This is a genomic window from Uniformispora flossi (assembly GCF_049534875.1).
Taxonomy (GTDB): domain Bacteria; phylum Actinomycetota; class Actinomycetes; order Streptomycetales; family Streptomycetaceae; genus Yinghuangia; species Yinghuangia aomiensis.
The window spans coordinates 104,270-121,478 of the sequence record NZ_JBMULZ010000020.1 but is presented as its reverse complement, the minus strand read 5'-3'; the positions used below and the strand labels follow the sequence as shown (position 1 = coordinate 121,478).

At 72.9% G+C, this 17,209-nt stretch carries 15 protein-coding genes; 7 read left to right on the top strand and 8 right to left on the bottom strand.

The features are described 5' to 3' along the window. Window positions 1-76 precede the first annotated feature (76 nt). Window positions 77-310 (top strand): ferredoxin, encoded by a 234-nt coding sequence (locus ACPA54_RS32475; protein ID WP_345673367.1) that lies wholly within the window; start codon window positions 77-79, stop codon window positions 308-310. A 141-nt stretch (window positions 311-451) separates the two neighbouring features. Here ACPA54_RS32475 and ACPA54_RS32470 read toward each other — a convergent pair whose 3' ends face one another. Beyond that, window positions 452-1,075, bottom strand: a complete 624-nt coding sequence (locus ACPA54_RS32470) for a TetR family transcriptional regulator (RefSeq protein ID WP_423535165.1) — start codon at window positions 1,073-1,075, stop codon at window positions 452-454. A 191-nt stretch (window positions 1,076-1,266) separates the two neighbouring features. Between ACPA54_RS32470 and ACPA54_RS32465 the strand changes: the two genes are divergently transcribed. The 3 genes from ACPA54_RS32465 (at window position 1,267) to ACPA54_RS32455 (ending at window position 4,668) form a co-directional block, all read left to right on the top strand. After that, window positions 1,267-2,682 (top strand): glycosyltransferase family 4 protein, encoded by a 1,416-nt coding sequence (locus ACPA54_RS32465; protein WP_423535164.1) that lies wholly within the window; start codon window positions 1,267-1,269, stop codon window positions 2,680-2,682. Window positions 2,683-2,803: 121 nt separating this feature from the next. Further along, window positions 2,804-3,538: a class I SAM-dependent methyltransferase gene (locus tag ACPA54_RS32460; protein WP_423535162.1), complete on the top strand. Its 735-nt coding sequence runs from the start codon at window positions 2,804-2,806 to the stop codon at window positions 3,536-3,538. Further along, window positions 3,535-4,668, top strand: a complete 1,134-nt coding sequence (locus ACPA54_RS32455; protein ID WP_423535161.1) for a prenyltransferase/squalene oxidase repeat-containing protein — start codon at window positions 3,535-3,537, stop codon at window positions 4,666-4,668. The genes ACPA54_RS32460 and ACPA54_RS32455 overlap by 4 nt, the downstream gene beginning before the upstream one ends. A gap of 71 nt (window positions 4,669-4,739) precedes the next feature. Here ACPA54_RS32455 and ACPA54_RS32450 read toward each other — a convergent pair whose 3' ends face one another. Continuing rightward, a complete protein-coding gene (locus tag ACPA54_RS32450; protein WP_423535159.1) occupies window positions 4,740-5,231 on the bottom strand; it encodes a hypothetical protein in 492 nt (163 codons plus the stop codon). Between the two features lie 177 nt (window positions 5,232-5,408). Between ACPA54_RS32450 and ACPA54_RS32445 the strand changes: the two genes are divergently transcribed. Then, window positions 5,409-6,200, top strand: coding sequence for a maleylpyruvate isomerase family mycothiol-dependent enzyme (locus ACPA54_RS32445; protein WP_423535157.1), 792 nt, complete (start codon window positions 5,409-5,411; stop codon window positions 6,198-6,200). An 85-nt stretch (window positions 6,201-6,285) separates the two neighbouring features. On the opposite strand, the gene ACPA54_RS32440 is transcribed toward ACPA54_RS32445, so the two are convergent. The 6 genes from ACPA54_RS32440 to ACPA54_RS32415 all read right to left on the bottom strand — a co-directional run bounded on the left by ACPA54_RS32440 (window position 6,286) and on the right by ACPA54_RS32415 (window position 13,364). Then, a complete protein-coding gene (locus tag ACPA54_RS32440; protein ID WP_423535155.1) occupies window positions 6,286-7,302 on the bottom strand; it encodes an LLM class F420-dependent oxidoreductase in 1,017 nt (338 codons plus the stop codon). A gap of 194 nt (window positions 7,303-7,496) precedes the next feature. After that, window positions 7,497-8,285, bottom strand: coding sequence for a hypothetical protein (locus ACPA54_RS32435; RefSeq protein ID WP_423535153.1), 789 nt, complete (start codon window positions 8,283-8,285; stop codon window positions 7,497-7,499). Window positions 8,286-8,523: 238 nt separating this feature from the next. After that, the gene (locus ACPA54_RS32430) at window positions 8,524-9,492 is read right to left on the bottom strand and encodes a hypothetical protein (RefSeq protein WP_423535152.1); all 969 of its coding nucleotides are present in this window, start codon (window positions 9,490-9,492) and stop codon (window positions 8,524-8,526) included. A 109-nt stretch (window positions 9,493-9,601) separates the two neighbouring features. After that, window positions 9,602-10,693, bottom strand: a complete 1,092-nt coding sequence (locus ACPA54_RS32425; RefSeq protein WP_423535150.1) for an N-acetylmuramoyl-L-alanine amidase — start codon at window positions 10,691-10,693, stop codon at window positions 9,602-9,604. Further along, window positions 10,683-11,876 (bottom strand): hypothetical protein, encoded by a 1,194-nt coding sequence (locus tag ACPA54_RS32420; protein WP_423535149.1) that lies wholly within the window; start codon window positions 11,874-11,876, stop codon window positions 10,683-10,685. The genes ACPA54_RS32425 and ACPA54_RS32420 overlap by 11 nt, the downstream gene beginning before the upstream one ends. 837 nt (window positions 11,877-12,713) lie before the next feature. Then, window positions 12,714-13,364: a class I SAM-dependent methyltransferase gene (locus ACPA54_RS32415; protein WP_423535147.1), complete on the bottom strand. Its 651-nt coding sequence runs from the start codon at window positions 13,362-13,364 to the stop codon at window positions 12,714-12,716. Between the two features lie 191 nt (window positions 13,365-13,555). Here ACPA54_RS32415 and ACPA54_RS32410 point away from each other — a divergent pair, with 191 nt between their 5' ends. Next, on the top strand, window positions 13,556-15,760 hold the full coding sequence (locus ACPA54_RS32410; RefSeq protein WP_423535145.1) for an acyl-CoA dehydrogenase family protein: 2,205 nt from the start codon (window positions 13,556-13,558) through the stop codon (window positions 15,758-15,760). A gap of 65 nt (window positions 15,761-15,825) precedes the next feature. Next, a complete protein-coding gene (locus tag ACPA54_RS32405; protein WP_423535144.1) occupies window positions 15,826-17,025 on the top strand; it encodes a lipid-transfer protein in 1,200 nt (399 codons plus the stop codon). Window positions 17,026-17,209: the final 184 nt, after the last annotated feature.

Below are 17,209 nucleotides of genomic sequence, written 5' to 3'. Positions count from 1 at the left end.
GCCCCGCAAGGCGGCGCCGCGCCCCGGCCGCACGGCAGGCGAGACCCGCACGGAACCACGAAAGGTGAAATCCCCCATGGCCGAGGGCAAGTGGCGCGTCGAGGTCGACCGGAGCGTATGCATCGGGTCGGGCATGTGCATCGGCAGCGCGCCGGACGACTTCACGCTGGACGCCGCACGGCAGTCGCATGCGCGCCTGGAGATCCTGGACGCCTCCGACGCGATCATGGAGGCGGCGGAGAGCTGCCCGGTCGAGGCGATCAGCATCGTGAACGCGGAGACGGGGGAGACGCTGTTCCCGCCGGAGTGACCGGACGCGGAGCGGGCTGAGGCGGCACGCCGGCGCGGACCGGCGGCCGCGGCCCCTCGCGTGGCCGCCCCGCCCCGCCTCCTCGCCGCGGCCCCGAGTCGACACGTGTCACCATCCGGGTCCCGCCGGCGCGTCCGATGATCATGAAGTGCCGGTGTCGGCCTCGTCCTCCGGGACCAGCCTCGCGACCGTCTCGATGTCCAGCTTGACCTGCGCGATCGACGCGCGGCCGTTGAGCCACGAGATCAGCGACGAGTGCCAGGTGTGCGTGATGACCCGCACCACCGCGAGTTCCTCGGCACTCGGCTCGGTGCTCGCGTCCTCGTGCATCGCCTCGAGGATCATCTGCGTGGTGATCCGGCCCACGCCGTCGACCTCGGCGGAGACCGAGCGGTCGGCGAACTGCATCGCGCGCATCATCGCCTCGGTCAGGTGCGGCTCGCGCTGCATACCGCGGAACGCCCGCAGCAGCGTGTCCACGACGCGTTCGCGCGGCGGCAGGCCCTTGTTGGGTTTGCGCCGCAGTTGCCCGCCCAGCTGCTCGAGCTGGTCGTACATCGTGGCCACCAGCAGGTGCACCTTGGACGGGAAGTACCGGTAGAGCGTGCCGAGGGCGACCTCGGACATCTCGGCGACCTCGCGCATCTGCACGGCGTCGTAGCCGCCCTGCGCCGCGAGCCGGGTCGTGGCCCGCAGAATCCTGCGTCTCCGGGCCTCCTGGCGCTCGGTCAGCGGGGTCCCCGCGGCCTTCGTGTACGTCGTCATCTTCCGCCCGTCTGTCGTCGTCCTGGGCATGCCGGACACTGCTCTTCACCTGACTGCACTTCAGATACGGCCCCGCGGTGTGTTACGGGTCACCCGGGGGCCTGTGTGACCGGTGCCCGGCGGTATCTTGCAGTCTCCGACGGGCCAATCTGCGTTGAATACTGAAACTCGTTCTAGATTACGCGACTACTATGCTCCGCCAAGAGCGTCGAAGGGGGCCATTCGTGATACGGGAGACCGTGGAGCCCGCAGGACTCGCGGACCCCGGCGCGCCTTCCGCCGCGGATACCCCCGCGGAACGGCCGCTCCGAATCGCTCTTCTGGCGTACCGCGGCGACCCGTTCTGCGGCGGCCAGGGCGTGTACGTCCGGCACCTGTCGCGTGAACTGGCCAAGCTCGGCCACCACGTCGAGGTCATCACGGGCCCGCCCTACGCCGTCGTCGACGACGTGCCCGGCAACCCGGTCAAGCTCACCAAGCTGCCCAGCCTCGACCTGTACCGCGACCCCGACCCGTTCCGGCTGCCCAGGCCGCGCGAGTACCGCGACTGGATCGACGTCCTCGAAGTCGGCGGCATGCTCACCGCGGGCTTCCCCGAGCCGCTCACCTTCTCGCTCCGCGCCGCGCGCCACCTCAAGGCCCGCCGCCACGAGTTCGACGTCGTGCACGACAACCAGACCCTCGGCTACGGCCAGCTCGCGCTGCCCCGCCTGGGCTTCCCGCTGGTCACCACGATCCACCACCCGATCACCGTGGACCGCGGCCTGGAACTCGCCGAGGCCGCCACGCTGCGCCGCAAGATCACGCTGCGCCGCTGGTACGGCTTCACGACCATGCAGAAGCGCGTCTCCGTGCGCCTGCCCGAGGTCGTCACCGTCTCCGGCTCGTCGAAGACCGAGATCGTCGAACACCTCGGCGTCGCACCCGACCGGATCCACGTGATCCACGTCGGCGCGGACACCGACCTGTTCTCGCCGAGCGACGCCGTGGCCAAGGTGCCCGGCCGCATCGTCACGACGGCCAGCGCCGACGTCCCCCTGAAGGGCCTCATCTACCTGGTGGAGGCCCTCGCCAAGCTGCGCACCGAGCGCGACGCCGAACTCGTCGTGGTCGGCAAGCCCAAGGCCGACGGTCCGGTCCTCAAGGCGATCGAACGGCTGGGCCTGACCGCCTCGGTGCGGTTCGTCAGCGACATCAGCGATGCCGAACTCGTCGACCTGATCCGCAGCGCCGAGGTCGCGTGCGTGCCGTCGCTGTACGAAGGCTTCTCGCTGCCCGCCGCCGAAGCCATGAGCTGCGGCACCGCCCTGGTGGCGAGCACCGGCGGGGCGATACCCGAGGTCGCCGGACCGGACGGGGAGACCTGCCTGGCGGTGCCGCCGGGCGATGCCGAAGCCCTGCGCAAGGCCATCGGCCGGATGCTCGACGAGCCCGAACTGCGCGCCCGTCTCGGCCGCAACGGCCGGGCCCGGGTGCTGGAGCGCTTCACCTGGCGCAACGCGGCGGTCCGCACCGCCGAGCGGTACCGCGCCGCCGTCGACGCGGCCGCGACCGGTGCGGCGAAGGCGGCCGTACCGCGGGTCGCGGGGCCGAGAAAGCCCGCCTGACCCGGAGCCCGGCGGCGCGAAGCCGCTCCGCCGCATCGGCCTACCCGGACCCCGATCCGCTGTTATCCCGCAGTACCCGGCACCACAGACGCAGTACCGCACAGGAGACGGAGCCGCCGACTTGCTCACCGTGGATTTCTCACGCTTCCCGCTGGCGCCGGGAGACCGGGTCCTCGACCTGGGCGCCGGCGGCGGCCGTCACTCGTTCGAAGCGTTCCGGCGCGGTGCCGACGTGGTCGCGCTGGACCGCAACGAGAAGGACGTCCGCGAGGTCAACGCGCTGTTCGCGGCCATGGCCGAGGCCGGCGAGGCCCCGGAGACGGCGTCCGCGGTCGCGGTGACCGGCGACGCGCTCGCGCTGCCGTTCCCGGACGCCAGCTTCGACAAGGTCATCATCTCCGAGGTGCTCGAGCACATCCCCGACGACAAGGGAGTGCTGGCGGAGATCCACCGGGTGCTCAAGCCGGGCGGGCTGGCCGCGATGACCGTGCCGCGGTACGGGCCGGAGAAGGTGTGCTGGGCGCTGTCCGACGCGTATCACGAGGTCGAGGGCGGGCACATCCGCATCTACCGCGGGCACGAACTCGTCGAGCGCATCGAGGCCGCCGGATTCGAGCCCTACGGGCAGCAATTCACGCACGCGCTGCACTCGCCGTACTGGTGGATCAAGTGCGCGGTGGGCGTCGACAACGACAAGGCGCTGCCGGTGCGCGCCTACCACAAGCTGCTGGTGTGGGACATCATGAAGGCGCCCAAGGCCACCCGCTGGGCCGAGAAGGCGCTGAACCCGCTGATCGGCAAGAGCCTCGTCGTGTACGCGGTCAAGCCGCGCTCCGCCGTCGGAGCGGCGGCATGACGCGCCGCGGGGCCCACGGGGGCGCGGGTCGGGAGTCGCTCGAACTCCTGGCTCTGGACGGGGTCCTGGACGTCGGTCAGATCGCCCGGACGATCGACGGGATTGCCGGGGTCCAGCGGCCGGACGGGTCGATCCCGTGGTTCGTCGGCGGCCACCTGGATCCGTGGGACCACACCGAGGCGGCCATGGCGCTCGACCTCGCGGGCCGTCACGACCTGGCCGAACGGGCTTACCGCTGGCTGGCGTCGCGGCAGAACCCGGACGGTTCCTGGTACGCCGCGTACACCGACGGCGTGGTCACCGACCACAACAAGGAAGCGAACTTCACCGCCTACCTCGCGGTCGGCCTGTGGCACCACCATCTCCTCACCGGTGACGAGGAGTTCCTCGTCCGCATGTGGCCGCACCTGAAGTCGGCGACGCAGTTCATCCTCGACCTGCAGGCGCCCGGCGGCGAGATCCGGTGGAAGCGCGAGGCCGACGGCACCGCGGTGAACGAGGCGCTGCTGACCGGCTCGGCGAGCATGTACCAGGCGCTGCGCTGCGCGCTGGCGGTCGCCGACCACCTCGGGGAGCCGCAGCCGGACTGGGAGTTGGCCACCGGGCGCCTCGGACATGCGGTCGTCTCGCACCCGGAGCGGTTCCTCGACAAGAACCGCTACTCGATGGACTGGTACTACCCGATCCTGGGCACGGCGCTGCGCGGGCCCGCCGCGGAGGCGCGCATCGCCGAGCACTGGGACACCTTCGTGGTGCCCGGCCTCGGCGCCCGGTGCGTCTCGGACCGGCCGTGGGTGACCGGTGCGGAGAGCTGCGAACTCGCCATCGCCCTGTGGGCGTTGGGGCAGAGCGACCGCGCGGTGGAGATCGTCTCGTGGGTGCAGCGCCTGCGCCACGACGACGGCCTGTACTGGACCGGGTACGTCTTCGAGGACGACGCGATATGGCCGGAGGAGCGCACGGCGTGGACCGCCGGGGCGATGATCCTGGCGACCGCGGTGCTCGGCGGCGAGCCCGCGACCACCACGGTGTTCGGCGGCGAGCCGGGCTATGCGGAGACCGGCCTGCCGATCGGTCTTGCTCCGGAAGAGGTGCGCTGCGACTCGGAGTTGTGCGTGGAGCGCGGCTGACGGCCGCCACTCCCGCAGCTGCCGTGCCCTGCGGGCGGCCGTCCCCTCGGGGGCGGCCGCCCGCAGGCGTTTCAGCACTGGTCGTTGCGCCACTTTCCGGCGTCGAGGACCCACTTGTCGTCGATGCTGCGCGGGGTGCCGTCGACGATCACGACGTAGCCCGCGGTGCCGGAGTCCGGTCCGGCGTGCACGGTGAACGACGTCGGGGTGAGGCGGGACAGCTTCCCTCCGCTCTTGGCGGCGTTGTCCGCGGCCTTGGCGGCGAAGTCCGGGGCCGGGAGCGCGGCCTGGCAGCGGGGCGACAGCATCGCGTAAGCGGTGTCGGCCCGGCCTTCCCAGAAGGCGGCGCGGAACGTCTTCGCGGCGTCGAGGAGGGCTCTGTCGGCCGCGCTGCCCGCGGCGGCGTCCGGTGCGTCGGCGGAGCCGCCGGAGTCGGACGAGCAGCCGGCCAGCATGGCGGCCGCGGCGGCCGCGGAGAGGGCGGCGACAGCGAGGGCGGGGACGGCGGGCGTGGTGGCGGTGCCACCGCGGCCGGATCTGGAACGCGGAGTCCGGACGGTCATGGGGTCCTTTCACAGGGGTGGGAACGGGGGGTTTCCCAAGACGCCCGAAGGCGCCCAAGACGGAGGAATGGGGATCGTAGGGGGCACTCGATCTGACGTTGCGTCAGGGGTCGGTTTCGGGGGCGGCGCGCGCTACGGTGGCCCTGCCAGCCGACTCGTCAGGAACGGGGAGTGACCGTGGCCGACCTGCAATATGCGTGGGATCACGCGACGTACTGCGGTTTGTTCGTGGCTCAGGCCGAGCGGCTCGCCGAGGTCGCCGCCGCCGCGGACCCCGCGACGCCGGTGCCGAGCTGCCCCGGGTGGACACTCGCGAAGCTCGTCAAGCACGTCGGGATCGCACACGCATGGGCGGCGGCCAACACACGCCAGGGCTCGGCCGGCGGCCCGGTGATCCCCAAGTCGCTCGACCTCGGCCTGCCCGACGACCCGGAGGGGCTCCCCGCCTGGCTCTCCGCGGGAGCCGAACGCTCCGCGCGGACCATCTGGGAGGCCGGGCCCGACGCGGACGCCTGGACGTTCGGCCCGGTCCCGCACGCGCGCTTCTGGGCACGCCGGATGCTGCACGAGACGCTCATGCACCGGGTGGACGCCGAACTCGCGCTCGGCATCGAGCCGGACGTCAGCGCGGAAGCCGCCGTGGACGGCATCGACGAGCTGCTCACGATCCTGCCCGGCGGACAGGCCGGCCGCCCGGACGCGGAGAAGCCGCACGGCCAAGGCGAGACGCTGCACATCCACACATCGGGCGGCGTGCAGGGCGAGTGGACGGTGACGCTGACCCCCGAGGGCTACACGTGGGAGCGCGGGCACGCCAAGGGCGACGCGGCGCTGCGGGGCGACGGGTTCGCGGTGCTGGAGGCGCTGTACCGGCGGGTGCCGCTGGACCGGGCGGTCGCGGAACGCGGCGTCGAGGTGCTCGGGGACCGTGCGGTGCTGGACGGCTGGCTGGCGCGCAGCGCGTTCTGAAGGCCCCGGAGGGGCCGCACGGTGGGGGAAAAACGGCGCAGGCCCCGGGTCGTACGCGACGCCGGGGCCTGCGGAGCTGTGCTGCCTAGCCGTTCGCCAGGTCGGCGAGAAGCTTGAGCGCGGTGAGGTCGCGCGTGGTGACGATCATGTCGGTGACGTGCTCGTCGGCCGCCCACGCGGCGTAGCGCTCGCGGATCCGGTCGGCGGGGCCGACCAGGGCGATCTCGTCGACGAACGCGCTCGGCACGGCCGCGATGGCCTCGTCGCGCTTGCCCTCGAAGAACAGCTCCTGGATGCGGTCGGCCTCCTCGGCGTAGCCGAAGCGGCGCATCAGGTCGGCGTGGAAGTTCTTGGTCTTCGCCCCCATGCCGCCGACGTAGAAGCCCATGGCGGCCTTGATCGGGAACATGGCCTGCTCGACGTCGTCGGCGAGGACGACCTGCACCATCGGCGCGATGCGGAAGCCCTCGGGCTTGTCGCGCAGCGAGTCGGCGTACACGCCGTGGTTGTAGGGCGACCAGTGCAGCGGCAGCCAGCCGTCGGCGATCTGCGTGGTGAGGTGGACGTTCTTCGGGCCTTCGGCGCCGAGGAACACCGGCAGGTCGGCGCGCAGCGGGTGGGTGATGGGCTTGAGCGGCTTGCCGAGCCCGCTGCCGTCCTCGCCGCGGTACGGGTGCTGCACGTAGCGGCCGTCGAGGGCGACGGGGCCTTCGCGGCGCAGGACCTGCCGGATCACGTCGACGTACTCGCGCGTGAAGGTCAGCGGGCTCTTCGGGAACGGCCGCCCGTACCAGCCCTCGACGACCTGCGGGCCGGACAGGCCGAGGCCGAGGATCACCCGGCCGCCGGAGAGGTGGTCGAGGGTGAGCGCGTGCATCGCGGTCGCGGTGGGGGTGCGCGCGGTCATCTGGGTGACCGCGGTGCCCAGCGAGATGCGCGAGGTGTTCGCGGCGATCCAGGTGAGCGGGGTGAACGCGTCGGAGCCCCAGGATTCCGCGGTCCACACGGAATCGAAGCCGAGGCGCTCGGCTTCCTGGGCGAGTTCGACGAAGCCCGCCGAGGGGCCGCGGCCCCAGTAACCGAACGTCAGACCGAGCCGCATCGCGTATCTCCTCTGGCCGGGGGACTGCCCCTGCCGGGGCGTCGGGTTCCGCCTGGCACTGTAGAACACGTTTTACTTCGGGGGCCACGGGGGTCGTCCGACCGCAGGTCGGGGCGTCTTCCCGGGAGTGTCCGGAACGCGCGAAGGCGCCCGCCGGAAACCGGCGGGCGCCTTCGGCACGAGGCCGTGGTGCGTCAGGACTTCTGGATGCCCTGGACGTTCCACAGCACGCCGCGCACGCCGTCGACCTCCACGAGGAGGCCCTGGCCGTGCTGCGCCACCGCGAGGTACCAGACGCCCGGGTTGAGCGAACCGGTCGGCGCGTTGGTGTTCGCGTCGACCAGCTGGCGCTGCTCCGGCACCGAGAACCAGTACGGCTGGAACGCGTCGGTACCCGCCGGAGCGGCCGCCGGGGCACCGCCGAACGCGGCACCCGGCTGCGACGACGGGGCGCCGTAGGCACCCGGCTGCGGAGCCGGGGCGGCACCGTACGGGCCGGGCTGGCCGCCGGGCTGGCCGTACGCGCCGGCCTGCGGCGCGCCCGCGCCGCCGCCGATGCCCAACGGGGCCTTGAGCGCAGGGACCATGTCCGTGGCCACGACGGCGACCGCCAGGATGAAGACCGCGAGCACGATGAAGATGGCGCCGATGCCGACGTCCAGCTGGTCGGCGGCGCCCACGCCACCGCCGCCGAGCGACCACAGGGCGTTCAGCGGGGTGATGACCGCGAGCGGGATGGCCCACTGGCGCAGCGTCAGGCCCAGGACGGGCCGCGGGTTCGGCATGAGGCCGCCGAGGATGAACAGGACGGCCGCGATGATCGCCGTGAGCACCACCGACGAGAAGACCGGCGCGATGTCGGTCCCCCACGCGTTGATCTTGTATTCGTCCTTCTTGAAGTACGGCGCGAACGAGAAGCCGAAGATCAGCAACGCCGCCAGAGCGGCGAGCGCATCGCCGCGCGTCAACTTCTTGATATCCACTAAGGGGTCTCCTCCCGAGGGGGGTGTGGGCGCCGCCTAGATGGTTCCGGGGGCGACCCGATTGCCGCGCCGACCGCGCCCCCGCGCGCCGCCGGTGCCGTTTGTATTTGCGTGTGTGCTGAAGTGTTCCGGTCGGACACTGTGCCAGATCCGGCCGGACCGCCGCGGCTTACCGGTCGGGGGGCGGCTCGGCAAGCCCGGTTTCGCGGGGAAAAGTTAGAGATCCGTTGGCACTCCGTTACTCTCCGCGCTGGATTCCCGCGGTGTTCCACAGGACGCCGCGCGTTCCGTCCGCTTCGACGACGAGCCCGTCGCCCGCCGCCTCCACGGCCAGATACCACGTGCCCGGCTCCAGGGTCGCCACCGGGGTCTTGTCGAGGCCGCCGACGGGCAGCAGCGGACGCGCCTCGGGCACGGCCAGCCAGAACTGCTCGAACTCGCCCGCCGGGGCGGAGGACGCCGCCGGCGGTGCGGATGCCACGGCCGGAGCCGGGGCGGGGGCGGCGGCCGGCACGCCCGCCGCGGGGGTCACCGGCGGCGGCATGTGCGCGATCGGGGTGCCGGGCGGCACGGACTGCATGCCCGTGGGCGACATTCCGGGCGGGGCCGGCTGCGGGTACATGCCGGTGCCGTAGTTCGGCTGCATCGGCACGTAGCCGGGCGGGTACTGCGGCGCCGCGACGAACAGCGGGTAGGACAGCGCCGGGACGCGGTCCATGATCAGCAGCAGGACCGCCATGAGCAGGGTGAACGGCAGGATGACGAACGCGCCGAAGCCGTGCTCGCTCTCCACCGACACCGACTTCAGCACCTCGTCCGCGACGCCGAACGCGTTGCCGCCCAGCGACCACAGCGCCGCCCAGGCCGCGACCACGCCCATGGCGGTGGCCCACTGCCGGAGCGTCAGGCCGCCGACCGGACGGTGCTCGGCGTTCTGCATGTAGCGGTGCAGCACGAGCGCCACGAACGCGAGGAGCGGCAGCAGGATCACCACGGCCATCAACGGCCAGTGCGTCTGCGCCCAGGCGTTGAAGCTGTGCGAGTCGCCGCCGCCGGAATCCGAGTCCGACGAGCTGCCGCCCGCGAAGTTGGTGCCGCGGGACGACGACTGCACGGCCTTGTAGTAAGGGGCGAACGAAAAGCCGAAGATCAGGGCCACGCAGAGGAAGACAAGGCCGTCTCCCCGTGTCAGGCCTTTCTGGTTCACGGATTCTCCTCGGGTCGCGGTGGGGACGTCGTGGGCGCGCGTGTTCTCGGAGCGGGGGAGCATACGGAACTTCGTGTGCGGTTGTCGGCGCGTGCGTGCGCCGCCGTGCTCAGCGGGCCGGTCCGGACTCCGTCGTGAGGTAGTCGCGGATCCCGTATGCGATGCCCTCCGCGGCCGATTGGCGCCACGTCGGGTCGGTCATCCGGCGCGCGTCGCCGGAGTTGCGCATGTTGCCGCATTCGATGAAGACCTTCGGCACCGTCGACAGGTTGAGCCCGCCGAGGTCCTTGCGTACGTCGATGCCCGCCGTGCCGATGTAGTTGGCGGGCTTGGTGGCGGTCGCCTTCGCGAACGCCTGGACGAGTGCGTCGCCGAGCGACCGCGACGGGACGAGGATCGGCCCGGTGTCCGTGGTCCCGGCGGTGACGGTGCCGGGCACGATGACGTGGAAGCCGGTGCCGCTCGCCGCGGCCCCGTCGCCGTGGATCGACACCACCGCGTCGGCGTGCGCCTCGTTGCCTATCCGCGCCCGCTCGTCCACGCACGGTCCCCAGGCGCGGTCGTTGTCCCAGGTGAAGACGACCTTCGCGCCGAGTTCGACGAGGACGGCGCGGGTGCGGTTGGCGACGTCGAGGGTGAACTGGGCCTCGGTGTAGCCCGCGTTCGTCTCGGTGCCGGTCTCGTCGCAGTTCTTGCGGAACCCGCCCGCGTCTACCTGGCGGCCGATCTCCGCGGTGTGCTTGGAGTTGCCCGGGTTGTGGCCGGGGTCGATCACCACGGTCTTGCCGGCCAGCGGTTTCCCTCCGGGGGCCGGGGTGCCGGGCGGGGTGGCCGGGGCCGCGGGGACGCTCGCCGGGGTCTGCCCGGGGCTCGCCGCGGTGGCCGGGCCGTCCGAGACCGCGGCCGGGGGCGGGGCTTGCCCGCCCGTCGCGGCGGCGGACGCCGGGTCGGCGGGCGGCACGGTCGACCCGGCGACCACTTCCACACCTCCGTCGCCTTTCGACGGCCACTCCACGGCCAAGGCGGTGCCGCCGACCAGCGCGAGAACGCCGGCGACGACCAGCACGGCGGTCCGGGTGCGGCGGCGCTGCCCCGCGGCCTGCTCGTCGCGCCGTGCCTCGTACGGGTTCCCGGGAGAGGGCGGGTTCCGGTTGCGGGGACGGGGCGGGCTGTCGAAGCTTTCCCACGGATCAGATGGCAAGATCGGTCCTCGTCGGCAGTCCGTACCGCGCGGCGATGGGGTTCCACGCCTGCACGAACGCCTGCTTGGCGGTGGTCGCGCGGGCGCTGGCGGCGTCCGCGGCGGTCTTCTGCGACTGGCCGGCGCCGCAGCCGTTGTCGGCTTGCGCCTGCGCCCAACTCGCGTACTGCGCGTCGGCGGTCGCGGACTCCTGCCACGCGGTACGCAATTGCGCGAGCGCGGTGGCGCCGTCCGGGATCGCGTCGGTCTTGAGCGCGTCCAGTTCGCGGAGCAGCGTATTGCGTGCGTCGGCCGCTTGGGAAAGCGCGGTCACCGCGGAGGCGAGTGACGAGCAGGAATCCGCGTTGCGGACGGCGTCGACGACGGACTGCCGGGAACTGCCGCTGCGCTCCAGCAGCCCGCTCACCGACGTGGCCTGCGCGGCCGGGTCGGCGGTGGGCGGCGCGCTGGTCGGGGCGCCGGTCGGGGTGAGGCTGTCGGAGGGCCGGGCGGGCTGCGTCGCCGACGTCCCCGGGCCCGACGGGGTGCCCGGCTGCGGGGCGTTCGACGCGGTGTCGGCGACGGTGGCGCGGTCCTTGTCGTTCTGCCACGGGTGCAGGACGACGACGGTCACCGCTCCCGCGATGAGCACGACGGCGGCGGTGATGGCGACCAGCGTGCGGGTCATCCGGCCGTCGTCGCCGGGCGCCTGCGGTGGGGCGGGAGGTGTGGGCGCGGGCGGGATGGGCGCCCACGCGGGCTGCGGCGCCCCGTGCGGCGGGGTGAGCCGGGGGGTGCCGCGTGGCGGGGTGTGCACGGCGGCGTCGGCGAACGTCGCGCCGCGCGGCATCCGCGGCGGCTCCTGACTCCGCGCGAACCACCCGGGCGCGACCTGGTCGCCTTGCGGGTCCGGGCCGCCGACGTCGCCGGGCACCGGCGGCGCGTACTGCCCGCCGGTGAGGTGCACGTCGGGCGCCTGGCGAGGCCGCGGCGGCGGCCCGGCGACGCGGGTCTCCCGCGCGGGCGGGCCGGGATCGCCCGCGACGGGCCGACCGAAGGGTTCCCCGGCGGCGGGGCGTCGAGGGTCGGCCGCAGGCAACGCCTGCTGGGTGGCCTGGAGATGCGGGGGCAGGGCGCCGGAGGCGGCACCGCCCGGGGCGGGCGGCTGCGGCGCGTCGGCGCTCGGCGGCCACGGGGCAGGCACGGGCGCTCCCGGGGTGCCGGGCGGCTGGGGGCCGCGCGGCGCGTGGCCGCCGGGTGGCGTCGGACCCGGTCCCGGTGCGGCACCGAGGGTGCCTTGCAGGTGCGGCGGGATCCCCCCTTGACCGGGCGGCAGCGGCGGCGCGCCGCCGCCGGGCGGCACGGGCCCCCGGGGGGCTTGGCCGGGTGCCGAGGCTCCCGGTTGCCGACTGTCGGAAAACGGCCTTGGCGGTTGCGGCGGGAGCCCCTGGGCGCCCGGCGGGAGCGCTCGTGCGCCGCCGGGCGGCAGGGCGGATGGGTTCGGCGGCGCGGGGTGCGCGAGTTGTGTTTCCTGTGCGTGCGGGGCTACGGGGCCCGGGCCGGATTGCCCGGGGACGGGCCCGCCCACCGGGGGCAGTTGCCGCGTTGGGTCACCTGGCGGGCCTGGCGGGCCTGGCGGGCTTGGCGGGGCCGCGTGGTCCGGCGGGGGCCAGGCCGCGCGCGGAGGCGCGGGGGCGGCCGGTCCGGGGTGCTGCGGGATGGCGTCGTGGGTCGGCTGGGCGTCCACCGGCGGTGCGGCGTCGCCGCTCGACGGCGGCCACGGGGTGCCGGGCTGCGGGGGTGCCGCAGCGGCAGGGTTGCCTGCTTCCGGGGCGTCGTCCGGCCCGGGGCGGGGTATCCAGCGGCGGGTTGCCGGATCCCAGACCCGCTCGTGCTGCTCGCCCTCGGCCATGTCGGATCCCGTCACGTACGAACCTCGTCGGGGCACATAGTTTCCCGCCTCGGACACGGCCGTGTCACGGGCTTAGTTGATGTTTGGCGGACTTCCCTCACCGCTCGGGCGTGCATTGTCGACGAAGCGTCAGATCCCGTCCCCGGTGCGCCGCAGCACGCGCAGCGACCCGTGGCCCGGCTGCTCGGTGAACGCCCCCGAAGCCAGCGCCCGCAAGTAGACCCGGTACGGCGCCTGGCCGCCTTCCTCCGGGTTCGGGAACACATCGTGGATCACCAGCAAACCGCCCTTGGCGACGTGCCCGGCCCACCCCTCGTAGTCCCCGCTCGCGTGCTCGTCGGTGTGCCCGCCGTCGATGAACACCATCCCGGCCGGCGTGTTCCACAGCGGGGCGACGGTGCGCGACTGTCCGACCAGCGCGACGACGTAGTCCTCCAGGCCGGCCTTGAACAGCGTGCGGCGGAACGTCGGCAGCGTGTCCATCACGCCGACCTCCGGGTCGACGAGCGTCGGGTCGTGGTACTCCCAGCCCGGCTGCTGCTCTTCCGACCCGCGGTGGTGGTCGAGCGTCACGACCACCGTCCCGGCGTCCCGCGCCACCGCGGCGAGCAGGATCGTGGACCGCCCGCAGTAGGTGCCCAGCTCGACCAGCGGCCCGACCTTGGCCGCCTCGACGGCCGCCGCATACAGCGCCGCACCCTCGTCGGCGGGCATGAAGCCGACCGCCGAGTGGAAGGCGTCGAGCACGCGCGGGTCGATCCCGCCGGCGTCCGTGGTCATGCGTCCCCTGCCCTGAGCCGTCCGTGCCCCGCCGACCGCGGGGCGTGTCGGCGCACATCCTGCCGCACGGCCGGGCCCGGTTGCCGTGTCGAAAGCCACATCCGGCGGTGCGGGAGCGGTTCGCACTCCCCAACAAGTGAAACGGGTTCTACTATCGCGACCGTCGGACCGCGGAACAGTGGAGAGGTCACATGGCGATCGGGATCACGGAGGAGCACCGCGCGCTGGAGGGTTCGGTGCGCGGTTGGGTGCAACGCGTTGCACCGATCGGCGAGGTGCGCCGGGCACTGGAGGCGGAGGCCGAAGCGCGCCCCGCGTACTGGGCGGGCCTGGCCGAGCAGGGTCTGCTGGGCATGCACATCGCCGAGGAGCACGGCGGCGCCGGATACGGCCTCGTCGAGTCCGTGGTCGCGATCGAGCAGGCGGGGCACGGCCTGCTGCCCGGCCCGTTCCTCCCCACGGTCCTGGCCTCGGCGGTCGTCGGCGCGTCGACGAGCGCCGAACTCGCGAAGGAGCTGCTGCCCGGCATCGCGGAGGGCGCGACGATCGCCGCGATCGCGCTGGAGCCGTCCGGGCTGACCGCGGCCGCGGCCGACGGCGGGCTCACGGTCTCCGGCACCGCCAAGGCGGTGCTCGGCGCGGTCAACGCCGACCTGCTGGTGCTGAGCGCCCGTCAGGCGGACGGCGGCCAGGTGTGGTTCGTGCTGGACGCGGGCGACGCCGCGGTCCGCGAGCTGAAGAGCGTCGACCCCACGCGCCGCAGCGCCGAGGTCGTGCTGGACGCGGTCACCGTCCCCACGTCGCGCGTGCTGGCGGGCGTGGACGCCGACCTGGTGCGCGACTACGCGTCGGTCCTGCTGTCCGCCGAGGCGTGCGGCGTGGCCGCGTGGGCGCTGGAGTGCGCGACCGAGTACGCCAAGGTCCGCGAGCAGTTCGGCCGCCCCATCGGCCAGTTCCAGGGCATCAAGCACCTGTGCGCGGACATGCTGGTGCGCGTCGAGCAGTCCCGCGCCGTGACGTGGGACGCCGCGCGCGCGATCGGCGAGGACGCGCAGACCCGCGGCCTGACCGCCGCGATCGCCGCGACGTACGCGATCGAAGCCGCCTTCACCACCACCAAGGACTGCGTGCAGATCCTCGGCGGCATCGGCTTCACGTGGGAGCACGACGCGCACATCTACCTGCGCCGCGCCCTGACGCTGCGCCAGTACGCGGGCCCGGCTGCCGCGCACAAGCTGCGGGTCACCGACCTCGCCGTCGCCGGTGCGCGCCGCGAACTGGTCCTCGACCTGCCCGAAGGCGCCGACGAGTTGCGCGAGCGGACCCGCGAGGCGCTCGCCCCGGCGGCCGGGCTGGGTCCGGACGAGGCACGCGCCGCGCTGGCCGCGACCGGGTACGCCGCGCCGTACCTGCCCGCCCCGCACGGCCTCGGCGCGGGCGCGATCGAACAGCTCGTGATCCAGCAGGAGATGAAGGCCGCGGGCATCCGCCTGAAGGACATCACCATGGGCAACTGGGTGCTGCCCTCGGTGCTCGCGTACGGCACGCCGGAGCAGCAGGAGAAGTTCGCGCTGCCCACGCTGCGCGGCGAGATCCAGTGGTGCCAGATGTTCTCCGAGCCGGGCGCCGGGTCCGACCTGGCGTCGCTGACCACGCGCGCCACGAAGGTCGACGGCGGCTGGCTGCTCAACGGCCAGAAGGTGTGGACGTCGCGGGCCCGCGAGTCGGAGTGGGGCATCATGCTGGCGCGCACGTCGCCGGAGAAGCCCAAGCACGAGGGCCTGACGTACTTCATCGTCGACATGACGTCGCCGGGGCTGGACATCCGGCCGCTGAAGGAGATCAGCGGCCTGGCGATGTTCAACGAGATCTTCGTGGAAGACCTCTTCGTGCCCGACGCGATGGTCGTCGGCGAGGTCGACGGCGGCTGGCAGGTCGCCCGCAACACGCTCGGCAACGAGCGCGTGCACATGGGCGCCGAGTCGTCGTTCGGCGCGGGCATCGCGAACCTGGTCGCCGCGGTCGGCGGTCCGGCGGGCGAGTTCGTCGACGGCGGCTACCGCGAGCGGCTCGGCGCGCTGATCGCCGAGGCGTCGTCGCTGGCGCTGATCGGGCTGCGCACGACCATGGCGCAGATCTCCGGCCTGGAGGCGGGCCCGGGCGCTTCGGTGCGCAAGCTGGTCGGCACTCCGCACCAGCAGCGCGAGTCGGAGCTGAGCCTGGAGATCCTCGGCGCGCTCGGGGCCGTGGACGAAGGCGCGGGCGCGCAGGCCTCGTTCGGGTTCCTGATGAGCCGCTGCCTGACGATCGCGGGCGGCACCACGCAGGTGCAGCTCAATGTCGTCGGCGAGCGGATCCTGGGCCTGCCGCGCGACCCGGCGCCGACCGAGAAGTAATTTGATCGTGTCTAGTATTTCTGGTGCGGGATCCACGGGAACCAGCGGAAAGCGGGGCAACAGCAATGGCTAACAAGGCGTTCATCGTCGGCGTCGGCATGACCAAGTTCGAGAAGCCGGAATCGCGCGACTGGAACTACTTCGACATGGCCAAGGAGGCGGGCACCAAGGCGCTCGCCGACGCCGGCATCGCGTACGACCTGGTCGAGCAGGCCCCGGTCGGCTACTGCTTCGGCTCGTCCACGCAGGGCCAGCGCGCGATCTACGAACTGGGCCTGACCGGCATCCCGGTCTACAACGTCAACAACAACTGCGCCACCGGCTCGACGGCGCTCATGATGGCCCGCCAGTTCGTCGAGGGCGGCCTCAACGACTGCGTCCTCGCGCTCGGCTTCGAGAAGATGAGCAAGGGCGCCATGGGCGGCGACGCGGGCGCCGGCGGCTTCGCGGCCAGCCCGGTCGGCCGCCACTACGGCATCATGGCGGCGAAGTACCCGTTCGTCATGGCCCCGCCGACCGCGCAGATCTTCGGCAACGCCGCCCGCGAGCACATGGAGCGCTACGGCACCACCGAAGAGCAGCTCGCGCTGGTCGCGGTGAAGAACCACCGGCACTCGGTCAACAACCCGTACGCGCAGTTCCAGGACGAGTACTCCCTGGAGGAGATCCTCGCCGCCCGCGAGATCCACGCGCCGCTCACCAAGTTCCAGTGCTCGCCGACCTCGGACGGCGCCGCCGCCGCGGTCGTGGTGAGCGAGCGGTTCGTCATCGAACACGGCCTCCAGGACAAGGCGGTCGAGATCGTCGCGCAGACGATGACCACCGACACCGAGGAAGCCTTCGACGGGTCGATCATCAACGTCGTCGGCAAGCCGATGTCGCGCCTGGCCGCGCAGCAGATCTACGCGGCGTCCGGCCTCGGCATCGAGGACGTCGACGTCATCGAACTGCACGACTGCTTCTCCATCAACGAGATCCTCACCTACGAGGCGCTCGGCATGGCCGCGGACGGCGAGGGCGGCAAGCTCATCGCCGACGGTGCCACCACCTACGGCGGCAAGTGGGTCGTCAACCCGTCCGGCGGCCTGATCTCCAAGGGCCACCCGCTCGGCGCCACCGGCCTCGCGCAGGCCGCCGAGATCACCTGGCAGCTGCGCGGCGAGGCGGACGCCCGCCAGGTCGCGGACGCCAAGGTCGGCCTGACGCACAACATCGGGCTCGGCGGCGCGGCGGTCATGGGCCTCTACCGCAAGGGGCAGTTCTGACCGGCTGACCCGGGCTCCGGCCCGGATCCCGTCGAGGCGCGCGGCCGATTATGCCCCCCGCCTCGCGCGTTGCGGGGGCTCTTAGAGGGGGGCGGCGCCCGGGGGGCTCGGACCAGTGTCTTATAAACAAAAGAAGCGGCCGCCGACAACAGCAGGGTAGATATCGGGGGTGGGCGGGGAATTA

Excerpts from the sequence above, each read along its gene's own strand:
- ACPA54_RS32475 (WP_345673367.1), top strand. The coding sequence starts at position 77 with ATGGCCGAGGGCAAGTGGCGCGTCGAGGTCGACCGGAGCGTATGCATC.
- ACPA54_RS32470 (WP_423535165.1), bottom strand. The coding sequence starts at position 1,075 with ATGACGACGTACACGAAGGCCGCGGGGACCCCGCTGACCGAGCGCCAG.
- ACPA54_RS32465 (WP_423535164.1), top strand. The coding sequence starts at position 1,267 with ATGCTCCGCCAAGAGCGTCGAAGGGGGCCATTCGTGATACGGGAGACC.
- ACPA54_RS32455 (WP_423535161.1), top strand. The coding sequence starts at position 3,535 with ATGACGCGCCGCGGGGCCCACGGGGGCGCGGGTCGGGAGTCGCTCGAA.
- ACPA54_RS32450 (WP_423535159.1), bottom strand. The coding sequence starts at position 5,231 with ATGACCGTCCGGACTCCGCGTTCCAGATCCGGCCGCGGTGGCACCGCC.
- ACPA54_RS32440 (WP_423535155.1), bottom strand. The coding sequence starts at position 7,302 with ATGCGGCTCGGTCTGACGTTCGGTTACTGGGGCCGCGGCCCCTCGGCG.
- ACPA54_RS32415 (WP_423535147.1), bottom strand. The coding sequence starts at position 13,364 with ATGACCACGGACGCCGGCGGGATCGACCCGCGCGTGCTCGACGCCTTC.
- ACPA54_RS32410 (WP_423535145.1), top strand. The coding sequence starts at position 13,556 with ATGGCGATCGGGATCACGGAGGAGCACCGCGCGCTGGAGGGTTCGGTG.
- ACPA54_RS32405 (WP_423535144.1), top strand. The coding sequence starts at position 15,826 with ATGGCTAACAAGGCGTTCATCGTCGGCGTCGGCATGACCAAGTTCGAG.